Here is a 23,106-nt window from a genome sequence, read left to right as displayed (position 1 = left end):
CCTACCAGGATGGCCTCTGAACACTTGAATAGTGCTACATCACGTAACTATCGCGTAAGCCGCCGTGGACGTCGAGGCCGCAGGTTGATCAGAACATAGAAAAAACGCAGCGACGTCCTCGATGGCGGGATTAGGAGCAGCGACGAGGCCGGCCAGAACAGCCTTCCGAGAAGGCGATAGTAAGCCGACTGGCAGCTTCATCTAGGCGCTCTCATGGCAACTAGAATTGAACTCCGGTTCTTGATAACAACTCCTAGGATGCGTGCGTCCCATGGGGACCGATGAACCTGCTGGCGTCAGTTCCATATCTGCCGACCAACTCACTACGACTACGCCTCATGCTCATAATTTTTCCTTCATCGTCATTTTGACGACGGCATCAGGCACTGAAGTCATCACCCATCTGACGGTCGAATGATTGGCGAATCAGACCTATGACATAAGGCAGCTCGTCCTTGCTAGCGATACCAATCTCCACGTCCCCATTTCCCCAACGCCCTAGGTTAGTCACATCGCGGCACAAGCCCTTGGGATCATCGATCTCTTGGAAGGGCATGTTGAGCGACAGGCGTAGACGTCTGGCCTGCGGCACCACATCAACGAAGTTAGTTTCCGCTTTGAAGGCAATATAGAGTTTGAGCACTTCTTCGTTGACGCAAGGATCAAGATCTAGAACGGCACTACGCAAGCTTTCAAAGAGTTCGCGCATAGGACCAGCAGCCAGGAAGGGATGTTCATCAATGCTGTATTGCTGGCCAGAGCGAATGGTTGCAGGGCGGTAGGCATCGAGAATATCGGCGTCCAGAAACGGCGCGCACCAAACCTTTGCCGCCTCTTTGGCCAAGCGATCAGCGCGAGCCTTTATCGCCTCTTCGTTCCACACCTGGACCTGCCCCAAGCCTATATTGAGCTTTAACGGACTCTGCGCAAAACCGATAGGATTACCATCCTTGTCAGTCACTTGGTCGCGTTTGTAGCTAAAGGGATAATCTCGATACTCGCTGTTATAGCCGGTCAGCGTTAGGTTGCCCAAGGTGTGCAGCCACGTCTGCTGGATCATTTGCCAGTCTGGCCCCAGCTCAGCCTGCCACTGAGTGGACAGCTCCGGATTCTGCGGCAGGATGTGCTCGACGGTGTAATCCTCCACCATCACACGTTCCTTGCGGCCATGGTTCTCCAGACGGCGCAACCAGTAGCTGCGGCTGCGGAAATTGTAGAGGTCTCGTTGTTTCAGATCTCGCTGAAGCTCTTCATCAGCCGGAAAGCGGCGATAGGACGGCAGAAGAAGGAAAGCTGCCTGTACGCTCTCCAGATACCGATCTTTCTTCAGCGTGCGAGATAGCCCAGCAAAAGTCTTGTTCAGTGAGTTGGTCGGGATGGAGCAGATCGCTCGACGGAAAACATAGCTTTCTACTAACCGAACCACTCGGTGCAACTCTTCCATGCTGAGCCGGCCCAGCTTGTAGTCATGGTAGGCATCCAGCAGGAAAGGATAGGCCACGTCGACTTTTAGCTCCCGTAGGTCATGGAAGACCTGCTTGAGCAGAGGTTGCGACTCTGCGCCAAGCGCAATAGCACAATAGTAGGTCGCATAGCCGTGGATATCGGCAACCAAGTCGGAAATGCTACCTGAGAGGGTACCTGCATAGATTTTAAAAGCGACATACACCTCTCGGACATTAGGGATTTCCCCAGTTTTTGCTGTCAGATAGTGACGCATGAACGCATCAAAATGCACCGTATAAGCTGCCTGTCCAAAGCTCTTCTCCATCGGACGCCAGTAGTTTTTGTAAAGCGCTGTCTGCAGGCTGGGTTCCAGCCCCATGAGGATGTAGTTACGGATCAAATCAGCCTGACTGAGCTCCAACCCAGTGGAGTTCATGCTCTCGAAGATTAGCTGGGGGTTATCCTGAGCGCGATCCAACGAGACATCGACAATCACTAGTTTTGCCAAACCCTCACACACGGCCCCTAGCTCGTTGTGATGTTGTTTCAAAAGCTCCCGGAAAAGCTGGTAATTCTCGTAGACGCGCGTACTGCTTTCGGCGGGCATGGGCGTGTCTTTAAGGATTGCGCGGAGCGTATCGTTGTCGGTTTCAGAGAGGATCAGCTTGAAGTGGCGCTCACCATCCTCATCAGGATTGAGTAGGTAGTAGTTGCGCAGCTTCCGGGGAGAAAAAGTCTCCAATAAATCCTCGAACGAATCTAATTTGTCAGGGGCGAGAACTTCAAGATAGCTAGCCAGAGCGGCAACCAGCAGGGTACTTGTGGTCAATCGCTGCTGCCCATCGATGACCAGCAGGGCTTCCTGACTGGTGACTGAAGACAATGCACGCTCAATGTAGACAATGGAGCCGATGAAGTGCGCATTAACCTTTTCATTACGTCCGGCCCGCAATAGATCCGCCCATAGCTGACGGCACTGCGCTTCAGTCCAGGAGTAATTTCGCTGGTAAATCGGAATGACAAACTGGGGCGATTTACGCAAAAATTTGAGTAAGTTGGCTTCAGTTGCTTTCATTATTTCACCAACTCCATCAACTTCCCATACCCATCGACCACGTCGTACCTCACCTGCGCTGAGGTGATCTTGGCGAAGAACTTGCGGGCGCAGGCGATTTTGGAGACTTCGATGGCACGCAGATCCATGCTGGACATCGAACCCTTGGTTTCGGCGACAAAGTAAACGTGCTTCACCTTGTTCTCTTGGAAGGCGATAGCCCAATCTGGGTTGTAGTTGCCGACCGGCGTGGGTATGAAGAAACTCTTCGGTAGCTTGGCGTACACCACCACTTCAGTGCTTGCATCCAGCTCCTCGACGAATTTACGCTCGATGCTGGAGTCGGTGAACACGTAGTCATAGACGTGGTGCTTAGCTTCGAAGGCCTTGCTGAAATCGTCCTTGGGTTTCTCTGCGGTGAAGATGTTAGAGCTATGGATTTCGTCCACCGGACTGTAAGCGATGTGCTCGACGATAGCTGTGGCCTTTTGCTCATTGATCAGCGTAGAGGCCTTAGCGATGAAGTCTTCCGGGTTGGTTTTGTACTGGCTGAAGACTGCCACGTTGATGTCTTTGAGGATGCTGGCAATGGTGCTGCGTGTTAGCTGGGTGTCCTCGGCCAGATTGCCAATCAGATCGTATTTCACCGCCGAATGAACGGAGTGGTTGTACTTTTCGGTCGAGCTTTCGGCGATCTTAAAGGCCGAGCCACTCTTCATATCGTCGAAGCTGGCATTCTCCAACTGGCTGCCGCGCTCAATAATGTACTGCATCGGTTTTACCCGCAGCTCTGCGTCCAAAGCCGCTACGCACTTGCCCACCAGTTCATTGGTTTCAAAATGAACGGTGTAAGCGGCTTTACGGTTGATCTTGTTCCACAGCGCCTGAAATTCCTTCTTCTCGAAGTTCGAGTTAAGGGGATTGATCTTGGCCTTGCGGTCATCCCCAATCTCCGGCATTTGCGCCGCACTGAAAACGCTATCGATCAGCTGGAATACCTGGGCTGCATAGGGCTGCAGTTCAACCGGCAACTCTGCCAGTTGTTCTTGTTTTTTGGCCTCATGGTAGGTCAAAGTGATCTGATCGTTGTCGTCGGTGTAGTCGTTTTTCAGCAGGTACTTGTAAATCTGCTTGGCCAGTTGCGCAGAAACCTCAACGTCGCCAGTTGAGGTTTGTAAAATTTTTCCTTTGAAGTAATTCTCGGTGGCCTCACGCGGCCGAGCCGACAAAGATTCACTGATGTCTCTCTGCAGTGCACCAACGAAGTCCTTGTAACTTTCGCTGGCCACCACGGTCAGCTCATTAATTTGGTGCACGGTGGCCGGGTCATCCATACGGTCACCCTGCTGGTTGACGGCCAGGCGCATGCCACGACCCACCTCCTGGCGCCGCGAGATGCTGTTATCGCTGTGCTTTAAGGTACAAATTACGAAGACGTTGGGGTTATCCCAGCCTTCGCGCAAAGCCGAGTGGGAGAAGATAAATCGCACCGGCTCGTCGAACGACAACAGGAGTTCTTTATCCTTGAGGATCAGGTCGTAGGCATCCACGTCGTCGGTTTCAGTAGCTTTTTTTCCCACTGTGGGATCGACCAGGCGCTTGCTCTTCTTGTCGATAGAGAAGTAGCCATTATGGGTCTGGCGAACCTGAATACCCTTGAGATAGCGGTTGTAGGGCGTGTCTTCCAGGGTCATCACGTCGGTGAGGTAGGCGTTGTACTCCTCCTCGAAGATCTGCGCGTACTCGCCAGGCAATTCGCCGGTTGCGTCGTACTGGCGGTATTTAGCCACCTCATCGATGAAGAATAGCGACAGCACCTTGATGCCCTTGCTGAACAGCATCATCTCTTTCTGAAAATGCGCCTTTACCGCCTCGCGGATTTGGATGCGGCGCATGGCGGCCTCATCCACGTTGCCCACGGCCTCCCCGGCAACTAGCGCCACACCGTTGGTAAAGCTCAGCGTGTCGATACGGGCGTCGATATCGGCAACCACATAGTCTTTGTACTGATCCAGCCCACCGGACAGGTCGTACAGATTGTCGTTGCGGCCAAGTTTGCGCATCACGCGCTTGATACCACTGCTCTGTTTGATCTCCATCTCGACCCGAGCAACAGGCGATTTGGTCGAGACTTCGATGTCCTGCAGGAACAGATAAGCATTGGTCCCGGTCAGGCCTTTGACCGTAATACCGCGCACGCTGATCTTTTTCACCAGTTTCTGGTTGTAAGCGTCCAGCGCGTCGAGGCGGTGGATTTTGTTGTACTCGGTTTTGTGCGTAGCCGAGTAGCGCACAATCATCAGCGGATTGAACTCGCTGAAGGACGCCAGCGTCTTGACCCCCTCCATCTTCTGCGGTTCATCGAGAAAGAGAATCGGTCGGTTAGCCTTGATCACGTCGATAGGACGGCGCGACTGAAAGTCATCCAGCTCGTCGTAGATACGGCGCTGATCGGCACCACGGGCCGCGAACGCCTGCACGTTGATAACCATGACATTAATGCCGGCATCTGAAGAAAAGCTCTCCAAATTGTGCAATTGCTTGGAGTTGTAAATGAAGAAGCGCGCCTTCTTACCATATCCCTCAAAAAAGTGATCAGCAGTGATCTGCAGCGACTTGTACACGCCCTCACGGATAGCAATGCTCGGCACCACGACGATAAACTTGCTCCAGCCAAAGCGTTTGTTCAACTCGAACATGCTCTTGATGTAGCAATAGGTCTTACCAGTACCTGTTTCCATTTCAACATCGAGATTGATGGTGCAACCTGTATGTTTGTCGTTAGCTAGTGCGGTCGATAATGGTAGGTTCTGCCGGCGCTGTACGGCCTGGATGTTTCCCAGCAACTGCGCTGCGTTTAACAGCAGTTCCGCATTTTTGAAGCCAGCCTCAACAGGGTCAATCGGCTTATTATCGAGCAGATCGATCTGTTGTGGCGCCACCGGGGCGAAATGCTTAGCTCCAGGGTCAACACGATAACTCACGCCCGAAGATTTTGGCTGACCAGCAAAGCAGTCGGATAAGGCGTCTACCGCATAAGTCTGATAGGGCTGAACTTTAAATTTCAGTTTCATATTCATCAGCCCCCTATAGCGTCTTGATTTCGGTTGCCGGCGACAGCAATTTAAATACCTGCTCGACGTTGATTTTTACACTATCACTGGCGAAGCCCGCATCTCGGAACACCACACGTAGCGGCTTATACCCGGCGAGCTGTTTGACGAAGTCTTCGTCGATACCGATATCGAAGCAAGCGAGCAGTGCATTGCCGTCAATGAAAAAAACGGTCTTGTCGAAAATAACTTGCTGGCTTATAGGAAGGGCCAGATCTACGCCCCAATCGAGCAGTACCTGAAACAGCAAGTCTTCGGAGGTGCGATCTTCGCGGATATTTTCCACTTGACCGGAGAGCAGGTCCTGACTCACCGCATCCGGAGTGTAGTACACCTCTTTCATATTGGACGTGTCGACTTTTAGGACGCGAAACCCAACATCTAAATTATCTATGCCTTCCCTACCAGAGCTGTCTTTTTTAATTAGAGCTCCAGCCCGTCGAATACGCTCTTTACTAATTTCAGATATAAATTTTATCCCACTTTTGTAAGGCTCTGACTTCTCATTACATTGCTCGGGCATCTGAACCAGAATAAATTTACGCTTTTTATTTTCTTTTGCATTTAGCTCGAGCAAAGCATGTGCGGTAGATGCAGAACCAGCAAAAAAATCGAGGAAAATATCGTCATCTTCAGTCAAAACCAGAGGAATAAATCTTTGTAGAAATTTAATTGGTTTCGGATTTTCGAAGACGGTCTTGTACTCAGGAAATAAGCCTCTCAAATCATAAGCACCCGACCTACCATCAATATCAATTACACTCGAAAGTTTTTCTTGATACTCATGCGCATATGTCTTTAGTTCAATAAGCTTTGAATGATCTTCACCAAAAATAATTTTATCCTTTGCCAAAAGCCTCTTCATGGTTTCCGCAGGGAAACGATATCCCATGAGCGGTTCAACACACGCATGTCCAGTGACAGGATGTAGCACGTCGTATCGATAGCCCTCTTTACCGGGGTTATGCACTCCACGGATCCCGGCAAAAACTCCTCCATGATCAATGTACTTATAGCCATCAAGAGGCCAGAGCTGGGCCTTATTCGCTCTAAACCAAGAAGAGTAGGCTTCCTTAAGATCTTGCTCATTTTCGTACTTCGCTATTAATTCAGCTCCTTTCTTTACAATAATATCCTTAACATCAGAAATACTAGACTTCCACACTGGCGAAACAAGCAATTTATTTCGGCAACAAACTAAAACATATTCATGTTCAACAGCAATATTGGTTGGATTATTGTCAGTAGCATTTTTCCACACAAGTCGCCCTAAAATATTTGCCTCGCCAAATATTTCTTCGCAAATTTTCTGAAGGCTATCCACTTCATTATCGTCGATAGAAATAAATATGACGCCGTCCTCACGCAGAAGATTACGTGCGAGCTTTAGCCTAGAGTACATCATCGTAAGCCAATCGGAGTGTCTTCTGCCATTTGCCTCAGTATTAGCAACAAGCTTACCGCCAAAGCTATCTCTTTGACTTGATCGCTCCAGATATTCCTGAGTATTCTCAGAAAAATTGTCGCTATATATGAAATCGCTTTTGGTATTATAAGGCGGATCAATATAAATAAGCTTAACCTTATTAAGATAAGCCTCCTGAAGAAGCTTGAGCGCCTCTAAGTTATCACCCTCGATAAATAAGTTTTTCGTCACATCAAAGTCGACACTTTCACTCCGGCAAGGACGCAAAGTCTTTGCAATCGGTGCATTCGCGGCCAGCAGCGCTTCGCGTTTACCCGGCCAATTCAACTGATAGCGTTCTTGCGGCCCCTCAACAATGGAAAGGGAAAGCTCTTGACGAAGCAGATCGAAGTCGATGACCTTTTTCAGTTCGCCAGTAGCACTCCTAGCTTCGGTGATGCAGTTCGGGAACAACTCGGCCAGCTTGTCGACATTGGCTTCAGCCAGGTTTGGAGAATGCATCTTCAACTTGTCCATGGGACGTCCTGTAATTCTTGAATTCTTGGTTGCGAACTGGCGCTTACGCGCTCAGCTGATCAATTTGGGTATTCAGCGCCCGCAATTGAGCGTTGAGCTCCACTTTGCGGTTGAACTGTATTTCTTTGCGCAAGCGCGCCTCCAGCTTGCATTGTTCGCCTTGCAGGCTGCGCAGCTGAGTCAATCGCTGCAGCTGCTCTAGCAGGCTTTCACCGAGTCTCGCCGGCTGCGGTAGCACGCTGCGCAGCAGTTGTTCGTAAAGGCCATGCAGATCCAGCGCCACCGGCAGTGGCTGACGCTCGGCATCAGCCGCTAACCAGACTCCGGCGAAGTAGCCATCGATGACCCACTTACTGGCATCGGCTTCGCTCGGGCGTTTAAAGGTCGCCACCATGCGGGTGCGCTGCTCATGGTGCAACTGAAAGATGATCGGCAGTGGGATAGCGCGGTCGATGGCTCGCAGTACTTCCTCATCCAGTTCGGCGGTTTTCAGTGCGATGTCGAAGATCTGAATTTCTACGACACTGCCCCGCGCCGGCAGGTTAATGGTTTCCGGGGCCAGCTTGTAAGCCCAGGTAATTTGCTCGACCTGGGCAACAAATTTATCGCGCAGCGTCGAGCCGACAGAACCCCGCTCGTAGATTTTGTTCTTCGCCACCACGCGGCCAACCTTGGCCTGTGGCGGAAAACTAAATAGCGCTGGCGTAACTGTTGGAGTGACTGCGGCCTGGCTCATGCCACGCCCTGAATGACGATGAAAGTAATCAACTCGAAATCATCCAGCCCAGAGATGGTGTCGACCAGCGCGGTGGTCTTACCGCCGCTGAACAGACTGTCGATGTCTTTCTCTTCCTTCACATCGATCATCGAGCGAATCGCTTGGTCGAGTAGGTTGGAGTAGGCGCGCATGTTACGCCCGTCCTGGGTGGACTGATTGAACCGCTGGTAGGCATCACTGATCGGCTGGCTGTAGCCCTTACAGGCGCTGCGAGCCAGGTCCAACAGACGCTTGGCTTCTGTCTGATCACTGATGATCTGCCCTTCCAGACTGATATAGATCAAGTAGAAGGGATGCAGGCGGTTCTGTTGATTGAGGCTGGCGCCGTGCTTGCGATTGCGCAAGGTGAAGATTACTCCGGGCACCAAGCCAAGCTCCTGCCGTGCCAGCACCACGGCGTGCAAGCCATTGGGGATGCTGCCGAGGTCACCATTGGCTTTGATGTAGCTGAGCAAATCCATGCGGAAATCATTGAGGCCTAGGTCGGTGATTGAGACGCCGGTCTTGATGTCTTCCATCTCGATCACTTCATCCTGCAAACGTCGCAGTTGCTCTTTGCGGTACGCCACGTCGTTGGCCTGGGCGCTGAGCACGTTGTCGTCGCCAGTGGCGGTAACGTCAGCGATCATCATGCGGTTTTCAACCCGCTCTTTGAGGTTTATGTACTCGTCGAGGCTGATGTCTGGCCAGTAGTTAACCAACTGGATGCTGGCGTTCTGCGAGCCGATACGATCCACCCGGCCGAAGCGCTGGATGATGCGCACCGGGTTCCAGTGAATGTCGTAGTTGATCAAGTAGTCGCAGTCCTGCAGGTTCTGGCCTTCGGAGATGCAGTCGGTGCCGATGAGGATGTCGATTTCACGCGGCTCGTCCGGGTAAATCAGCGCTTTTTCTTTCGAGCGCGGCGAGAACAGCGTCAGCAAACCTTGGAAGTCGTAAGTCTGGCGACTACCCGGCATAGTGCCGAGGGTGGACTTGGGCGCATCGCTGCCGGTGACCTTACCGGAATGCACCTTGTGAGTGCTCAGCAGGTACTCAGCCAGGTTGTCGTACAGGTAATTGGCGGTATCGGCGAAGGCGGTAAAAATCAGCACCTTGCGATTGCCAGGATTGATCGGCGATGCCAGCTTGCTGGTGATCTGGGTTTTCAGGTGCTGCAGTTTGGCGTCGTCGGCTGGTGTGACCTTGGCCATTTCAACCAGCAACTCTTCAATGAAGATCAGGTCGCCTTGCAGGTCTTGCTCCCAGGACGTCACGTCCATGTCTTCCAAACTGATCTGAATCTTCTTACCGATGGTAATGTCGCCGGGCAACGGTAAGTTGTCGTCGTCAAAATCGGCATCTTCAAAGGCAGCGGTAACGTCGGCGAAGTCACTGGCAAGGCCGGTTTTCTTGAAAGTGGCGATTTTATCCAGCGCGTTCCGATGCGTGTTTTGCAGATTTTTCAGGGTCAGGCGGAAAGACTCGACCGAGCTTTCCAGGCGCTTTAGCAGGTTCGTGGTCATCAACGCTTGCAGGCTTCTCTCGCGGTCGACCTGTTTGAGCTTACCTTTACCTCCCTCCACTTCGGTGTCGTACATCTCTTCGTACTTTTTCAACCGGCTGGGCAGGATGTAGCTAACCGGCGCGTACACGGCGAGCTTAAGCAGCGACAGCTGGTTGAAGATCTCGTTGAAGCCGATGACGTCACCACGCGGAGTCAACGGGCAATGAAACGACAGTGGCTTGCGGCGCTCAGGGAAGCTGCCAATGTCGGCGGTGTTGTAGAAGGTCTCGATATGCCGGCGCGAGCGGGCAATGGTGACGCTGTCGAGCAGTTCGAAGAAGTCGAAATCAAGGGTATTGAGAATCGCCGCTGCAGTACGTTTTTCCGGTGGCAGACCAGTCCATACATTGAAGGCTGCCTGGGCGCGACGGAAGATACCGTCAATGTCCTTTTCAGTGCGCAGCTTCTTGCTGAGGTTGTCGCTGTCGCCCTCGTAGGCCAAGGCCAACTGGTTGCGCAAGTCGCCGAAACGGTTGTTGACCGGGGTGGCCGAGAGCATCAGCACCTTGGTCTTCACGCCTTGACGAATGACCTGATTCATCAGCCGCTGGTAACGGGTCTCTTTGTCTTTATAGATATCGTTGTTGCGGAAGTTGTGCGACTCATCGATCACCACCAGGTCGTAGTTGCCCCAGTTGACGCGATCCAGCGGAATGCCCAACGACTCGCCACGGGTGCGGGTCAGGTCAGTGTGGCAAAGCACGTCGTAGTTAAAGCGATCCTTGGCAAAGATGTTGGTCTTGAGGTTCCGATTGTAGTTCAGCCAGTTGTCGGCCAGCTTCTTCGGGCAGAGCACCAGCACCGACTTGTTACGCAACTCGTAATACTTGATCACTGCCAGCGCAGTGAAGGTTTTACCCAGGCCAACACTGTCGGCAAGAATGCAGCCGCTGTAGGTCTCCAGTTTGTTGATCAGGCCGGTGGCGGCGTCACGCTGGAAGTTGAACAGCTTCTGCCAGATCAGGCTGTCTTGATAGCCGGTACGGTCGTTGGGCAGCACGTCTTCATTAATGTCTTCCAGAAACTCGCGGAAGATGTTGTAGAGCATCAAGAAGTAAATGCGCTCAGGGGCGTTCTCCTGATAAACAGAGGCGATGTGCTCGCACAGCCGTGAGGTCACGTCTTCCAGCTTGCTTGGGTCGCTCCAGATCTGATCAAACAGATTGAGAAAAGTCGCGGTAACGCTTGGCTCATCTATTTTGGTGACAAAGTTCGATACGGCGTTACCCTGCTGGTAACCCAGATCCACGGCCGTGAAGCCTTGCAAAGGCATGTAGACGCTGTCGCCAACTTTATCTTGCACGCCCGCGAAGGGCTGCATAGGCGCCTGGCCTCGATTGGAGCGAAACTTGGCCTTGCGTTGAATCCAGTCAGCACATTCCCTGGCTATCGCCTTCTGGGTGAGCTGGTTCTTCAGCTGGATTTCAAACTCGCTGCCGGTGGTGCTGCGCTCACGCTCAGCCTTGGGAATATGAAACTCGCGCTGTTCCTTCTTGAGCTTATCGCTCACCTCGTTGGGCACAAAGGTCGGCGAGGTGAAAATGAACTCCAGGGAGTCGATACTCTCCAGCTCTTTTTTCAGCGCGACGTAGGCATAGATCGAAAAGCACGAGGCGGCAATCTTCAGCTTCGAGCCCGGCTTGAGCGTACCTTTCAGGTTTTCACCAAGCAGGGTGTTGATGTTGTCGATCAGTTCCATTTGGAGGAATCCCTTTATGCGAGCTGAGGGGATTATCATGGAGCCAGGAAGTAATATCACGTATTACTAGCCAGCAAACTGCCACGTATTCAAAATCACAGCCCAATGGGAGCTCGACTGCATGAGCGCAGACATTGACGACACCAGCCACGAGCTGAACGGATAAGCGCACGCATTGGCGCAGTGGGGGGATAAATGGGGGGACAGAAACAGGAATCTCCACGCGCCCCAGCAAAACAAGGCCACAGCCAAACAATAACGCCGCCCACAAGCCGGCTTTTTAATGCCTGGAAGAAAGTAGACCCATCGTTTGAAAACTCCATTTGGGGGATTGTCGGGCTGTTACTTATGTTTTCTCGGCGCCAACAACTCGGAACGGCCAATCTGCACTAGACTGCTTTCTGCCGCTCGCGGCCCTGAGAAGCCGGCTTCTGTGATGGCGGTATCCAATCCTCGAAAATGCGGAGCCGCTCTTGGACTACGTAATGTTTCCATACCTTGGTTCCAGGCATGCACCATCGGTTTGGCCACATCACGCCAGGCGGGCTCATTCTTCGCCGCTTCAATCACTTCCTTTCCCACGGCGATGGCCGACTCGCACAATTGCTCGACCATTGAGGCGTACTGACGTGGGGGAATCCCCAACACACCGTTAAAAAAGATTTCAAGCGTGCGCCCCGGCGTCCAGCTCTGCCGACCACCAACGGATAAACCGGGCGGGTTCGAAGCGAAACGGGGGTAAGCCTGAGTGGTAACCAAGTCATAGATCGGCGTAAACGCGACGTCAGCTCGCGAGGTGTAATAGAGCGCGATGTTTTTGGCGTGACAATCAGCGTTACGCACCACGTAGTTCGCCAATATGTGCCAACCGAAGTGCTCACGCTGCTCACGCAGCCGGTCGCCGGGAATGTAAGGACGCGTGGCGTTCCACACACGTTCGGTGGTGGTTGCATATTTCTCGTGGGGCGGTAGACCCAACAGCCCGCAGGCATCTTCCAGCCCGCAGCGCGGCTGGCCGTTTTCATCCACGTCAAAACGATCTACGACCAAGACGCGACCATCCTCAGACATCCGGCATGTGGCTACCGGTACGACCTGTAGCCGCTCCAGCACCTGCATGGTGTAAAACTCGTTGAAGCCCAGATAGGGTGTCGTATCGTCCGAACCTTTGATGATGTGAAAACCGGTACGCAGCGTGGGTTTTCCCAAAGGTAAATCGTCATGTTCGACATCGTTTGCAATGAACTTAGGAACGACACCGGAGACTGCGGCACGTGCGTAACGTCGCACTAGCGTCGCAAAATGTTCGGTGGTGTTTTCAGAGCTCAGCAGTTGGCCTATTTCCAAAGGTTCCAGTTCGCCCCCCGGCATAACGCCTTCAGGTGTCACCGTCACCCGACCAATCCCCGCGCCACCGATCACAGCGAGCAGCGATAAATCGGTGCCGTCAAGCAATGAACCAAACTCTTCGCGAATGACCCCAAGTAAATATCCCTCGGGCAAGTTCTGGCGAAAAAACGGGAAAAGATCTCGAGGCCAGCGCCACGGCTCTTCACGGACAGGCAACGCCAAGCTGACGAAGTCTGTTACCGCCGTTCCGGGGAGATATTTCAAAACGTACTCATCGCGCTCTCGGTAGAGCTTGGCAACCATTTTTCCGCTGACGTGAACATCCAGGATCATGAGCCCGAAACTCCGGAACGCTGTTCTGCGAGGATGTCCTCAACCGTGCGCTCATGGCCGGACTTCACCAGTTTCAAGTCATACCCGGCGGCCTCCAATAGGCGAACAAAGGCAGAGACACTCATATCGCCTTTGGCCATGGTCTCCATACGTGCCACCGTCGAACGCGAGACACCCGCTCGGCTGGCCAAGGCATCTTGGCTCAAGTGAGCCTCGCGTCGGGCTTGCTTCAGCATGTCAGCCACATCAAATAGGGTGGTCATTTGTAGCCCTCAAGCATCAAAAATCGTCAGCAAGACGATTAATGTAGCCTCAGAGACACAAGGTTAGCAATCGCTTCGGCGAAGCCAATTTTGTAGCCCAAGAGCCACACATAAAGCTTAATTCATAAAACTTGTAGCCCTAAAGCATCAATGTGCATGCATCCCCCTACTGATTCCGGTTAATCAAATGGGCAGCAGCCTGCTGCCCGATTGGCTCTCACGGATAACTAAACCCCTTAACCAACGTCAACTCCCCCACCGCCCTCATCGGCACCAGGAACGTTTCCACCTTCTCGTTCGGCGTCCCTTCCTCCGTAATCACCGTCACCTGCTCCGTCGTCAGCGGCTGAACGGCATCCTCTTGCCCCTCCTCATCACTGCGATACCCGCCACCGAAGTAATTCACATACACCAGATACTGCCCTTTGATCGGCGCGGGCATGGCGAAGATCTCCGGGCCGTAACCCGTCGTCACATCAACATCCAGCGCTGCACCGTTGGGGGCAACTCGATCGCCATACCAGATGTGTGCGCCATCGGGGGTGATCAGGTGCAGGTCCAGGTCTGTGTTGTCGCTGTCCCATGACAACAACACTCGCAACTTGGCTGGGGTGGCCCCGCCGCTGGCGCTGAGGAACTGCGTGCGATGCTTGTGCTGGCCATCAGGGCTGCGAACTTCAACGCTGTTGCTGCCATTTGGGAACGAGAACGGTCGATCAAAGTGACCAGCGGGATCGATCTTCAGCGGCATGCTGACGCCGTTGACGATCAACCGGCCGGGGTCAGTGGACTTGGGTGTTGTTTTGATCTGGCCTGTGATGCGCGCGGTGTTGGCTTGCCCCATTGGGGTGTTCACTGATGAGGCCGGGTAGTTGACGGTCTGACGGAAGTTCTCGCCTTCGCCCTCGATCGCACCCGTGCGCCAGCCACCAACGGGGGTGTCCAGTTTGACGGCGCTATCCGCGGCAAAAATCGTCGGCAACACGCCAAAGGCGCAAAGGAACAGGAAGACCTGTGGATAACGGACGTTCATGGCCTATTCCAGCAAGAGGTGGCGGGCGAGCCCTTCGATGTAGGTTTCATCCTGGCCGTTGGGGTGTGCGTCGAAGGCCAGGTGCAGGTATTCGTGGGTCAGGTCGAGGCGGTCTTGCAGTGACAGCACACCGCGCACGTAGATGCGCTGGCGTTCGCGGTCGACGTAGGGGTGGCCGAAAGAGAGCCGGCAGACGGCGAAGGTGCTGACTTCGTTGTAGCCGACTTCGCTTTCGAGGCGTTGGCGCCAGCCGCGACGTTGGTTTTGCAGCCAGTCTTGCGCGGCGGGCAGTGCTTCGCAGGCGGCGACGGGATTGTCCCAGCGGCTGAGGCTGGCGCGGGGGTAGGCATGCAACAGGATGGCGTCGTAGCGTTGGCCGGCGTTGGCTTGTTCGACGGCTTGCTGCCAGGAGAGTTTGTCCGGGCCGGGTTGGTCGGAGTGGTAGGTGACGGCGCTGCCGGCCAACACGAGGTCGCTGGTCCAGGCCGCAATGTGGCGGGACTCAAACGTCGCGGGACGTGGGGCGACGCGTTGCCGGCTACTGCTGTCGTCGATGCTCAGGCAGTCGCCGTGGCGGGTGGCGTTTTGCAGCAGGTAGGTGCGGATGGCGATGGCCAGCGCTTTGGCGGCTTCGACGGGTTCGGGTCTGGCTTCGCGCTGGAGGACGCGGGCGACGTATTCTTCGCGGCCCAGACGGGCGACGAGCTTGTCCTTGAGCAAAAACAGTTCGCCATCGCTGTGGATATCGAGTTGGTTGCCGTTGATGAATTCGACGCGGTAGTCGCCCTGCAATGGCCCGGACTCAGCAACACGATCCCCCGCCAGTACACGCCCGATCGGATAGCGGGAAAACAGGTCGACTTCAACGCAACGCCCCGTGTCCGAAGGCCAATCAACCGGCAACACAGAAGACAACGCCTCACCGTAATTGCGCAGGACCCTTTGACTGGTCCCGCGCCCACCGGCCCAGATCGGCGTGCCATCCGCCGTCCAACCGGCGAACCCACCCTGGCGCGAAGACGGATCCTGATCGCCCAACCAGCTCCAGGTTTTCACCCGTAACCGGCCACCGAGTTCGCCCACGAGATTGCCGTCAGCAGCGTTCAGTACCACATCCAGCAACACCCGTCGCGCCTGATCCTGTGCCGGCATCGCGGCTAACACCTTAAGCAGTTCAACCACCGACACTCGCGTGGAAGGCTTCAACGAAGGCAAGTCCAGCAACCACTCCGGCGCCTGTCGCGCCTGCCAATACGTGCGCCACTCAGCGCCAGGGATGCCCAACCGCGCAGGCTCGAAATACAACCCGCACGATTTCACCAGCGCTTGATCGCGTTCAATCCTGCCGCCCGCCGTGCAGCAATAAACTTCTTCTTTTGACTGCCCATGACACTCGTAAGCAGGCTCACGCGCGCCGGTATCCACCAGCCAGCCATACACAAACAACTTCCACACGCTGCCCAACGGCGTCTGAACATCAGCAGGCATTGGCTCGCGAGACATCACTTGAGTCCGGCTCAGCGACAGCAGTTCACCGTTGAAGCCCAGCCGCAGCAGCTCGTCCTGCGCTGTTGCCAGCGCAGGGATCAAACACATCAGCCACCAGACCAGAGCCCGCCGCATGTCAGTGGACCGTGACCTGACCAAGCGCCGGCTTCTGCTCCTGAGCCTGATGCTGTGGGGCGTAGACCTGGGTGAAACGCACCGGCGGCAGGTTGAACTGGCCTTTCTGCGAGAAGCGCACCAAATGGCGCACACGCAACTCGCCACTCAAGGCGTCCACTGGAATGGCGTAGGCCATCTGACCCGGCTCGAAGCGCGCCTTCTCCAGTGCAGTCGGCTCGGCGCCGGCCTTGCCCATGAGTTTGATGCCCCACGTCGTACGCTCGACATCGGCACCCGGTGGCAGCGGCACTTCGATCATCCCGTAACGCAGCGGTTTGGCGGCTTTGCTGGTGATGATCACTTCGTCCAGGTACAGGCTGTCGCTGGATAACGGCTGAGTGCCGACCGCTTCCAGCTTGAAGGTGAACGCTGCGTCCCCCGGCACCAGACGCGACAGGCGACGGGTGATGGTCACGGCCATCGGATCAACCGGCGGTTGTCGAGTCTGGAAGCTCAACGCCGCCCGCAACGGACGCTCTTGCGCCCCGGCCAGCGACAACACCGCGGGTACGGGTGGGGCACCCTGCCATGTCCAATACACCTCACCGGTATCACCGTGCTCTTTCTTCCAGCCTTCGCCCGGTGCCAGCGCGACAGTGGGTGAGGCCTGCTCGATGCTGCGCTGCAACCAGGTCAGCGCCAAGGCGCGTTCCAGGGTTGATTGTTGTGGCAAAAGACGCTGCAACAACGCTTGCGCGTGTGCCTGATCGAAGGTTTGCAGCGACAGGTTCAAGGCTTCCGCAAACGGCTGCGAGCTAACGGCAAGACGTTGTTGCGCATCGGGCAGTTGACGATTGAATGCGTCCGGCAGAGTCACCTTTGACTGCTTCGCCAAAGAGGCAGTCAATACACGCGCCGCGGCCAGACCCAGCGCCGAATCCGGATCGCTCATGACGATGCTGTCTTCACCGTCTTCCATCAAGTTCGCCGCGTTGCCCTCTCCCGCTTTCGCCAGCTCATCCATCAACCCACTGAGCAAGGTGTTCACCGGCAATTGCATCTGTTTGGCGAACGACAGAATCAGCGCGCGCTGCAACAGCGGGGTGTTTTTCGCCTGTTTGGCGTAGACCTCCAGCACCCGCTGCCAATGCTCCGGCGGCAGGCTCAGCTCCAGCGCTTTGCTGGCGTGCCAGTCGGCGTAATAGGCGTACGCGGTGAGGAACGCGTCCGGTTCACCGTCCATGCCCCACCAGGTGAAACTCGCGGAAGGCCCGGCCATTTGCACCAGACGCAGACGGCTGTTTTGCATGATCAAACGCAAGCGATCGCGGATCTGCGGATTCGACGACAAGGTCGGATACGCGATGCTCAACGGCAGCAAACGACTGGCCGTCTGTTCGACGCCGCCGTACGGATAGCTCAGCAAATCATCGAGTGCCGAACGGAACAGCGCTTGCGGGCTGTCATCCAGACGCAGACGAATGTCCGTCGCGTCCGCCGGCAAGGTCAGCGGCGTATCACCGCTGGCCACATCCAGACTCTGGCTTTGCGTGACCTGCCAACCTTCGCCGGTTGCGGTCAGGCGCACGGCCAGTGCATCTGCGGTTTTACCGTCCTGCACCAGTTCAGCGGTCCATTCGCCAGTGGCCAATGCGAATGTCGGCAGCGCGATGTAGTTGATGCCATTGTTCAGGGTCACCGGTACGCGTTGTTCGGCACCGGAGTAATGAATCACCAGCTCAGCCTTGACCGGTTGCTCGGACTGGCTGAAGGCGAACACCCCGAGATCCGGTTTGTCGCCCGTGCGGAATTGGGTCGGGCCGCTCCACTTCAGGTACAGCGGTTTTTCCGAACGCACGAACTGCTTCTTCTGCCCGACCTGACCGTCATCGGCGATGGCTCGAGCGGTGATGCGCCAACGGGTCAGCGAGTCCGGCATCTTAAAGGTGAAACGGGTTTTACCGGTGGCATCGGTGATCAATTCCGGCTGCCACGCAGCGGTGTCGACGTCTTCACGACGCGGTCGCTCCAGCACCTTCACACCCCGTTCACTGCGATTGGCTTTACCCGGCGCGCCCGGGCTGCCCGGCAACGCGACGTCGTAGCTGATGAACGACAGACTCGCACTGGTGCGCACGTTGTTGCGGCGCGGGTGGTAGAAGAACTGGTCGATGGTCGGCGCGACTTCCGGTTGCAGCGCATAGACCATTTCGTCGACGACACTGACCGTCAGGTGCGCCGGGATCGGCTTGCCGGCGAACTGGGTGGTGAGGTCGACCGACACGGTATCGCCCGGCTGATACGCCTCTTTGTCGGTGGCGATTGCCACGTCGATCTGCGGCGCCACCACTTTGATGCCGGCGTTCTGGAAGCTGTATTGACCGCCCTTGGTATAGAGAACGGAGAACGTCAGGTTCGGGGCGAAATGGTCCTTCACCGGGATGCGCGCGCGGTACTGGGTATCGCTGAGTTTTTCCATCTTCAGCCAGTCGCCGCCCTTGGACATCAGCGCCGTGGCCTCGACCTTGTCCCGCTCCAGCGACAGAAATGCATCGCTGACAGGTTCAGGAAAAGTGATCAGCGCCAACGCTTCGTCACCGGCCTTGTACTCGGGTTTGTCGAGGACGATTTCTACGGTGCCCGGCACAGCTTTGATGCCATCGCCCGTGACCGAATGGCCGGTGGCGCCGACGACGCGGCCGTGATCATCCTTCAAGGCCAGGTTGTAAGTGCCCGGGCGGTCGAAGGCCAAAGTGAAACCTTTATCGGTTGCCGCGAGTTTGCCTTCGCCGGTGCTTTGGTCTTCCAGACGCACCCAGCTGTAGCTGCTTGGCGTAACGGTTTTGCTTTGCTCACTGCCACCTTCGTTGGCGTAAGTGAACACCACCTTGTCGCCCACCGCACTGAACCGCTGTGGCGCGCGCAGGCTGAAACTCGCAGCCCCCCGGTCGATGAGGATTTCCTTGGTGGTCTTGACCCGATAGGCCGCCCCATCGCTGGCAAACACAGTGAGCATGTAACGGCTTGGTTTGTCGGCGGCGGGCAGGTCGAGCGTCGCGTTGCCCTTGGCATCAGTGGTCAGTTCGGTGCTGGTCAGCTCCACCGGGAATTGCCCGAGGTATTGCAGTTCGTTGTCGACCATCGACAGTTGCTGGGCACGCAAACTCAGGCTCAGCTTGGCGTTGGCCACGGGTTTACCGTCGGGGTACAGCAGCACCAGACTGCCTTTCACCGGTTCGCCAGTGCGGTAATCCTGCTTGGCCAGGTTCAGCGAAATTTCGAAGTGCGGCTTGATGTATTCGGCGACGCGGAAGGCGCTGCTGTAGGCCTGATCCTTGTAGCTGAAACGCACTTCATAACCGCCCGCCATTGCGTTGTCCGGCAACTGGAAACGGCCTTGAGTGCCGGCCTTGGCGTCAAGTTTCAGCGCCAGCGATTGCAGCGCGGTGCCCGTGGCATCGAGCACCGTCACGTTGACGTCGGCAGCGGTCGGCAATACCGAATCGCGCGCATTCTTGAACTCGCGACCGACGATTTTCAGCGACACCCAATCCCCCGGCCGGTACAGCGGCCGGTCGGTAAACGCATAGAGTTTGGTGTCGTAGATTTCGCTGTCGTAATAGAAGTTCTCGGAGACAAACACTCCGCCCTCTTCGTCCTCGCCGATCACGAACGACCGTTCGGGGCTGACGTGTTTCAGGCGCAGCAAACCCTCGGCGTCAGTGGCGCCACTGCTCATCACGCCGAGGCCGTCAGTCCACAGCACATTCACCTTCGGCACCGAACTGCCTTCGTGTTTGCGCGCAGCCCACACCAGCAGTTCATCACCGGCAATCTTGCTCACCGCTACAGTGTTGGAGACGAACACCATGGTGGTCGCGCGGTACTTGCCGATCAGCGCTTCCACCAGGTACAGACCCGGCTTCAGATGGCCCAACGGAATGTACACATTGCCCGGTGCAACGCTGACAAACTCGCTGGAAGAACCGGCAAGGTTCACGCCGGCAGGCGGCTGGATCGGTTTGGCTTCCCACAGCGGATAACGGAACTGACTGACCACCGGCAAGCCCGGTATCAATGCGAATTGCGGCCGAGCGTCGTAAGGCGTTGGCGCAGCGATCGCGGTGCCCATCTTCAGCTCCGGTACTTCCTCGGTAACTTGCTTACGCGACTCGTAGGAAAACGCCCGCTGCATCACCCGACGGGATTTGCGGTACCAGCTGTCCCACAGGTACGCGAGGGTGTTCGACAGGCCTTCGCCCTTGAACTGACCGTCGCTGACCACGCGGTGCAGGTTCTTCTGACGCTTGAGGAAATCCAGCGGTTTATCGATGCGATACACGCGAATGTCGGCGCCGCCGTAAGGCTCCATGCGGAATCGGCGGTAGTCGCGGCCAGGCGCTTCAAGGCGCACCATCGCTTGTTCGTCGCTGGCGAAACTGCTGTCGGCCAGCAGGAAAAAGCTTTCTCCGGCCACCGGCGTGTAGCCGCTCGGTTCGACGGTGTCTTCGGCGTTGACCGTGGCCAGGGGGGCCAGCAAGGCCAACAGCAACGGCAGTTTTGAGCACAGGCGCAGCATGCGGGCACCGATCATTGGGAGAGAAAGTTCAGTCGATAGACGCCGATGAAGTTGGGGTTGGCTGCGTCGGGTATCCATCGGGTGTCCTTCCATGTCATGAGTTGCTGCAGGCTCGCGGATCGCATGCCGTTGTCAGTCGGGGTACTGGTGCCGGTGTGATAGGCGATGTAGCGGCCCATCCAGATCATCAGGTGCTGGTCGTCGCCCTGATCGAAAAACATCAGGTCGCCGGGCCGGGCTTGCGCCAGATCACGGGCGACCAGATGACTGTTGAACTGGATCAGCTTGATGGCATTGACGTAGGGCCCGACCTTGCCGCCGCCCTGTTGCCATTGCCGGGCGAGACCGCGTTGCGCCTCGCTCAATTGCAGTTCGGGTGGCAGATAGCGGTTGGACAGGCCGTTGCTGCGCAGCCATTTATCGTCATGGACTTTCAGCGCTTCGTTGGCGGCGAATCGCACCAGCCCGGCGCAGTCCTGCTGATACCAGCGCGGGCTCGGCCCTTGGGTCAGTTGCTCCTGGGCGATGCGCACGAACCAGGCGCGGAAGACCTGGGATTGCTGCGGATCCAGCGGCGCGGCGTCACTGGCGAATACGCGGCTACCCAGCAACAGCGCCAGCAGGCCAAGGCCTCGAATGAGTGCGGTCACAGGGCTTTCCATTCCAGCGGCAGCCACTGCCAGTGGCCGTTGGGCTCGCTGCCTTTGGGCAAGGTCAGCGCATATCTGCCGTAACCGCCGAGCGTGCGCAGTTTCGGGATCAGGTACGTTTGCGCCGCGTTGTAGAACACCGGCTCCATGTCCTGCGGCAGACTGTCGAGGGTTTCCTGTTGCATCAGTTGCGCCATGGAATCCGGACCGAAGTAGACCGGCATCAGCAGGTCTTTGGGCACCACGTCGGCCATCGGCGGGAAGCGTTTGTCGAGGGTGCCGAGGGCTTTGTCTACGAGCTTGTCGTCGAGGGAGAACAGCAGCGTTGCACCGTGGCGCGCCAGGCTCACTTTCATGAACGCGTTGCCGGTGATCGCGTCCGGGTCTTCGGCCTCCTTGGCCGCATAAGGGCCGAAGCTGGAACTGACCTGACGCTGCCACTGGTGGGTATCACCATCCTGCTTCGCGACCACCGGGAACGCGTGGTCATCGACCTTGCTTTCGTAGGCACCGACCATCGAGCCGAACAGATTGCCCAAGTCGCCGTCGAGACTGGCGCTGTCCTTGTCATTCAGGCTCGCCACTAGTAGTGGCGTGTACAGACGCGAGTCGGCGTACCAACACAGACCGGCGGCACCGGCCATGTGTTCGGTCAATGCCTGGGCCACCTTCTCGTCCGCGCCGAGTTTCACCAGCAGCGGTTTTTGTTGTTCTGCAGCGAGCGGTAAAGCAACGCAAGCACTGGCGCCCATCGGCATGGCTTGCCAGATCGGTTTGAAATCGAAGTCCGGCTGGTTCTCCAGTTCGTCCATGGCGAGGAAGCTGTGCCAGCCCTTGTCGTCCATATCAAAACGCAGGCCGGCGAAGTTCGGGATGAAACGCTGATACCCCATGGCCAGAACACTGGCGTTGACCGAGAGGCGTTGTGTCACTTGCGGCGCGCGGGGTTGCAAGCCGAAGGCTTCGGGGAAGAGTTTGTCGCCGTTGAGCAACGCGGCGATGGCGCTGGTGGAAACACTGCCCGGTTCTTCCGATGAGCCGCTTTGCGGATCGTAGAGTTTGGTCGGGTTGGACAGCACCACCAGTTTGTCGCCATGGGAGGCGAACAGCAGCGCCTTGCTGGCGTTGTAGGTGAGTTGATAAAGCGCAACATCGTCGGCGCCGACTTTCACTTCGCCGATCTTGCTCAGTTGCGAGTCATCCAGCGCCACTTTCGCCAGCGGCTCCAGCACCTTGGCCAGGCCGCCGCGGTCCATCACCAACAGAAAATCCTTGAGCCGACCATCCGCCCCGCGCCACAGCGCCACGTCTGCCGGTTGATCGAACAGTTGCTCGATCAGGCTGTCCTGCAACTTCAAGTCATGCTCGTAAATGATCCGCCGCAGGCTGCCGATCAAGCCGAGTCGATCGACATGCGCTTCGTAATAGAAGACGAAATCTTCGGTCAGGGTTTCCTTGAGGAACGGCACCGCCAGCAAATCCTTGGGCAATTGGCTCAAGGAGCGGGTTTCGAGCAGACCGTCCGGTCGGCTCATGCCCAGTTTGTCGCTGGCCAACTGCGCGGGTGGCGCTTTGGTTTTGTGCATGAACCACCCCAACCCACCCGCCACGACCGCCACCAGGCACAGCCCGCCCAACAGCGCCGGCCAGCGACGGGAGGGTTTGGCTGCAGGGGCGTCGGCGGCCGGGGAATCAATAGTGCTATCGCTCATTTC

General features: G+C 56.2%; 12 protein-coding genes. All 12 read right to left on the bottom strand.

Translation table 11 applies throughout. From position 1 onward, the window contains the following. Positions 1–379 precede the first annotated feature (379 nt). Complete coding sequence (locus ACM6IR_RS27340; protein WP_414910575.1) at positions 380–2,521, bottom strand: DUF262 domain-containing protein; 2,142 nt, start codon at positions 2,519–2,521, stop codon at positions 380–382. Further along, positions 2,521–5,574 (bottom strand): type III restriction-modification system endonuclease, encoded by a 3,054-nt coding sequence (locus ACM6IR_RS27335; protein WP_414910686.1) that lies wholly within the window; start codon positions 5,572–5,574, stop codon positions 2,521–2,523. Before ACM6IR_RS27335 ends, ACM6IR_RS27340 begins: the two co-directional genes overlap by 1 nt. Before the next feature lie 13 nt (positions 5,575–5,587). Beyond that, on the bottom strand, positions 5,588–7,555 hold the full coding sequence (locus ACM6IR_RS27330; RefSeq protein ID WP_414910574.1) for a site-specific DNA-methyltransferase: 1,968 nt from the start codon (positions 7,553–7,555) through the stop codon (positions 5,588–5,590). A gap of 43 nt (positions 7,556–7,598) precedes the next feature. Then, the gene (locus ACM6IR_RS27325) at positions 7,599–8,291 is read right to left on the bottom strand and encodes a DUF4391 domain-containing protein (RefSeq protein WP_414910573.1); all 693 of its coding nucleotides are present in this window, start codon (positions 8,289–8,291) and stop codon (positions 7,599–7,601) included. Next, positions 8,288–11,578 carry a helicase-related protein gene (locus ACM6IR_RS27320; RefSeq protein ID WP_414910572.1) on the bottom strand — a complete coding sequence of 1,097 codons (3,291 nt, stop codon included), beginning with the start codon at positions 11,576–11,578 and terminating at the stop codon, positions 8,288–8,290. Before ACM6IR_RS27320 ends, ACM6IR_RS27325 begins: the two co-directional genes overlap by 4 nt. Before the next feature lie 342 nt (positions 11,579–11,920). Then, positions 11,921–13,261, bottom strand: a complete 1,341-nt coding sequence (locus tag ACM6IR_RS27315; RefSeq protein WP_414910571.1) for a type II toxin-antitoxin system HipA family toxin — start codon at positions 13,259–13,261, stop codon at positions 11,921–11,923. Continuing rightward, complete coding sequence (locus ACM6IR_RS27310; protein ID WP_414910570.1) at positions 13,258–13,524, bottom strand: helix-turn-helix domain-containing protein; 267 nt, start codon at positions 13,522–13,524, stop codon at positions 13,258–13,260. The genes ACM6IR_RS27315 and ACM6IR_RS27310 overlap by 4 nt, the downstream gene beginning before the upstream one ends. A 217-nt stretch (positions 13,525–13,741) precedes the next feature. After that, the gene (locus ACM6IR_RS27305; RefSeq protein WP_414910569.1) at positions 13,742–14,557 is read right to left on the bottom strand and encodes a YfaP family protein; all 816 of its coding nucleotides are present in this window, start codon (positions 14,555–14,557) and stop codon (positions 13,742–13,744) included. Between the two features lie 3 nt (positions 14,558–14,560). Continuing rightward, positions 14,561–16,180 carry a DUF2300 domain-containing protein gene (locus ACM6IR_RS27300; RefSeq protein ID WP_414910568.1) on the bottom strand — a complete coding sequence of 540 codons (1,620 nt, stop codon included), beginning with the start codon at positions 16,178–16,180 and terminating at the stop codon, positions 14,561–14,563. A 1-nt stretch (position 16,181) separates the two neighbouring features. After that, entirely contained in the window at positions 16,182–20,756 is a 4,575-nt protein-coding gene (locus ACM6IR_RS27295; RefSeq protein WP_414910685.1) for an alpha-2-macroglobulin family protein, read from the bottom strand. Next, a complete protein-coding gene (locus ACM6IR_RS27290) occupies positions 20,753–21,403 on the bottom strand; it encodes a DUF1175 domain-containing protein (protein WP_414910567.1) in 651 nt (216 codons plus the stop codon). The genes ACM6IR_RS27295 and ACM6IR_RS27290 overlap by 4 nt, the downstream gene beginning before the upstream one ends. After that, positions 21,388–23,103 carry a DUF2138 domain-containing protein gene (locus ACM6IR_RS27285; protein WP_414910566.1) on the bottom strand — a complete coding sequence of 572 codons (1,716 nt, stop codon included), beginning with the start codon at positions 23,101–23,103 and terminating at the stop codon, positions 21,388–21,390. Before ACM6IR_RS27285 ends, ACM6IR_RS27290 begins: the two co-directional genes overlap by 16 nt. Positions 23,104–23,106 lie beyond the last annotated feature (3 nt).

Origin of the sequence: Pseudomonas sp. IT-P253, assembly GCF_949768125.1 — a bacterium.
Classification (GTDB): domain Bacteria; phylum Pseudomonadota; class Gammaproteobacteria; order Pseudomonadales; family Pseudomonadaceae; genus Aquipseudomonas.
The sequence above is the reverse complement of the archived record's forward strand: the minus strand, read 5'-3'. Positions and strand labels throughout refer to the sequence as shown.

What these genes read in the sequence shown, in the direction of transcription:
- ACM6IR_RS27305 (WP_414910569.1), bottom strand. Translation starts at nt 14,557, where the DNA reads ATGAACGTCCGTTATCCACAGGTCTTCCTGTTCCTTTGCGCCTTTGGC.
- ACM6IR_RS27315 (WP_414910571.1), bottom strand. Translation starts at nt 13,261, where the DNA reads ATGATCCTGGATGTTCACGTCAGCGGAAAAATGGTTGCCAAGCTCTAC.
- ACM6IR_RS27300 (WP_414910568.1), bottom strand. Translation starts at nt 16,180, where the DNA reads ATGCGGCGGGCTCTGGTCTGGTGGCTGATGTGTTTGATCCCTGCGCTG.
- ACM6IR_RS27325 (WP_414910573.1), bottom strand. Translation starts at nt 8,291, where the DNA reads ATGAGCCAGGCCGCAGTCACTCCAACAGTTACGCCAGCGCTATTTAGT.
- ACM6IR_RS27340 (WP_414910575.1), bottom strand. Translation starts at nt 2,521, where the DNA reads ATGAAAGCAACTGAAGCCAACTTACTCAAATTTTTGCGTAAATCGCCC.
- ACM6IR_RS27330 (WP_414910574.1), bottom strand. Translation starts at nt 7,555, where the DNA reads ATGGACAAGTTGAAGATGCATTCTCCAAACCTGGCTGAAGCCAATGTC.
- ACM6IR_RS27295 (WP_414910685.1), bottom strand. Translation starts at nt 20,756, where the DNA reads ATGATCGGTGCCCGCATGCTGCGCCTGTGCTCAAAACTGCCGTTGCTG.
- ACM6IR_RS27310 (WP_414910570.1), bottom strand. Translation starts at nt 13,524, where the DNA reads ATGACCACCCTATTTGATGTGGCTGACATGCTGAAGCAAGCCCGACGC.
- ACM6IR_RS27285 (WP_414910566.1), bottom strand. Translation starts at nt 23,103, where the DNA reads ATGAGCGATAGCACTATTGATTCCCCGGCCGCCGACGCCCCTGCAGCC.
- ACM6IR_RS27290 (WP_414910567.1), bottom strand. Translation starts at nt 21,403, where the DNA reads ATGGAAAGCCCTGTGACCGCACTCATTCGAGGCCTTGGCCTGCTGGCG.
- ACM6IR_RS27335 (WP_414910686.1), bottom strand. Translation starts at nt 5,574, where the DNA reads ATGAAACTGAAATTTAAAGTTCAGCCCTATCAGACTTATGCGGTAGAC.
- ACM6IR_RS27320 (WP_414910572.1), bottom strand. Translation starts at nt 11,578, where the DNA reads ATGGAACTGATCGACAACATCAACACCCTGCTTGGTGAAAACCTGAAA.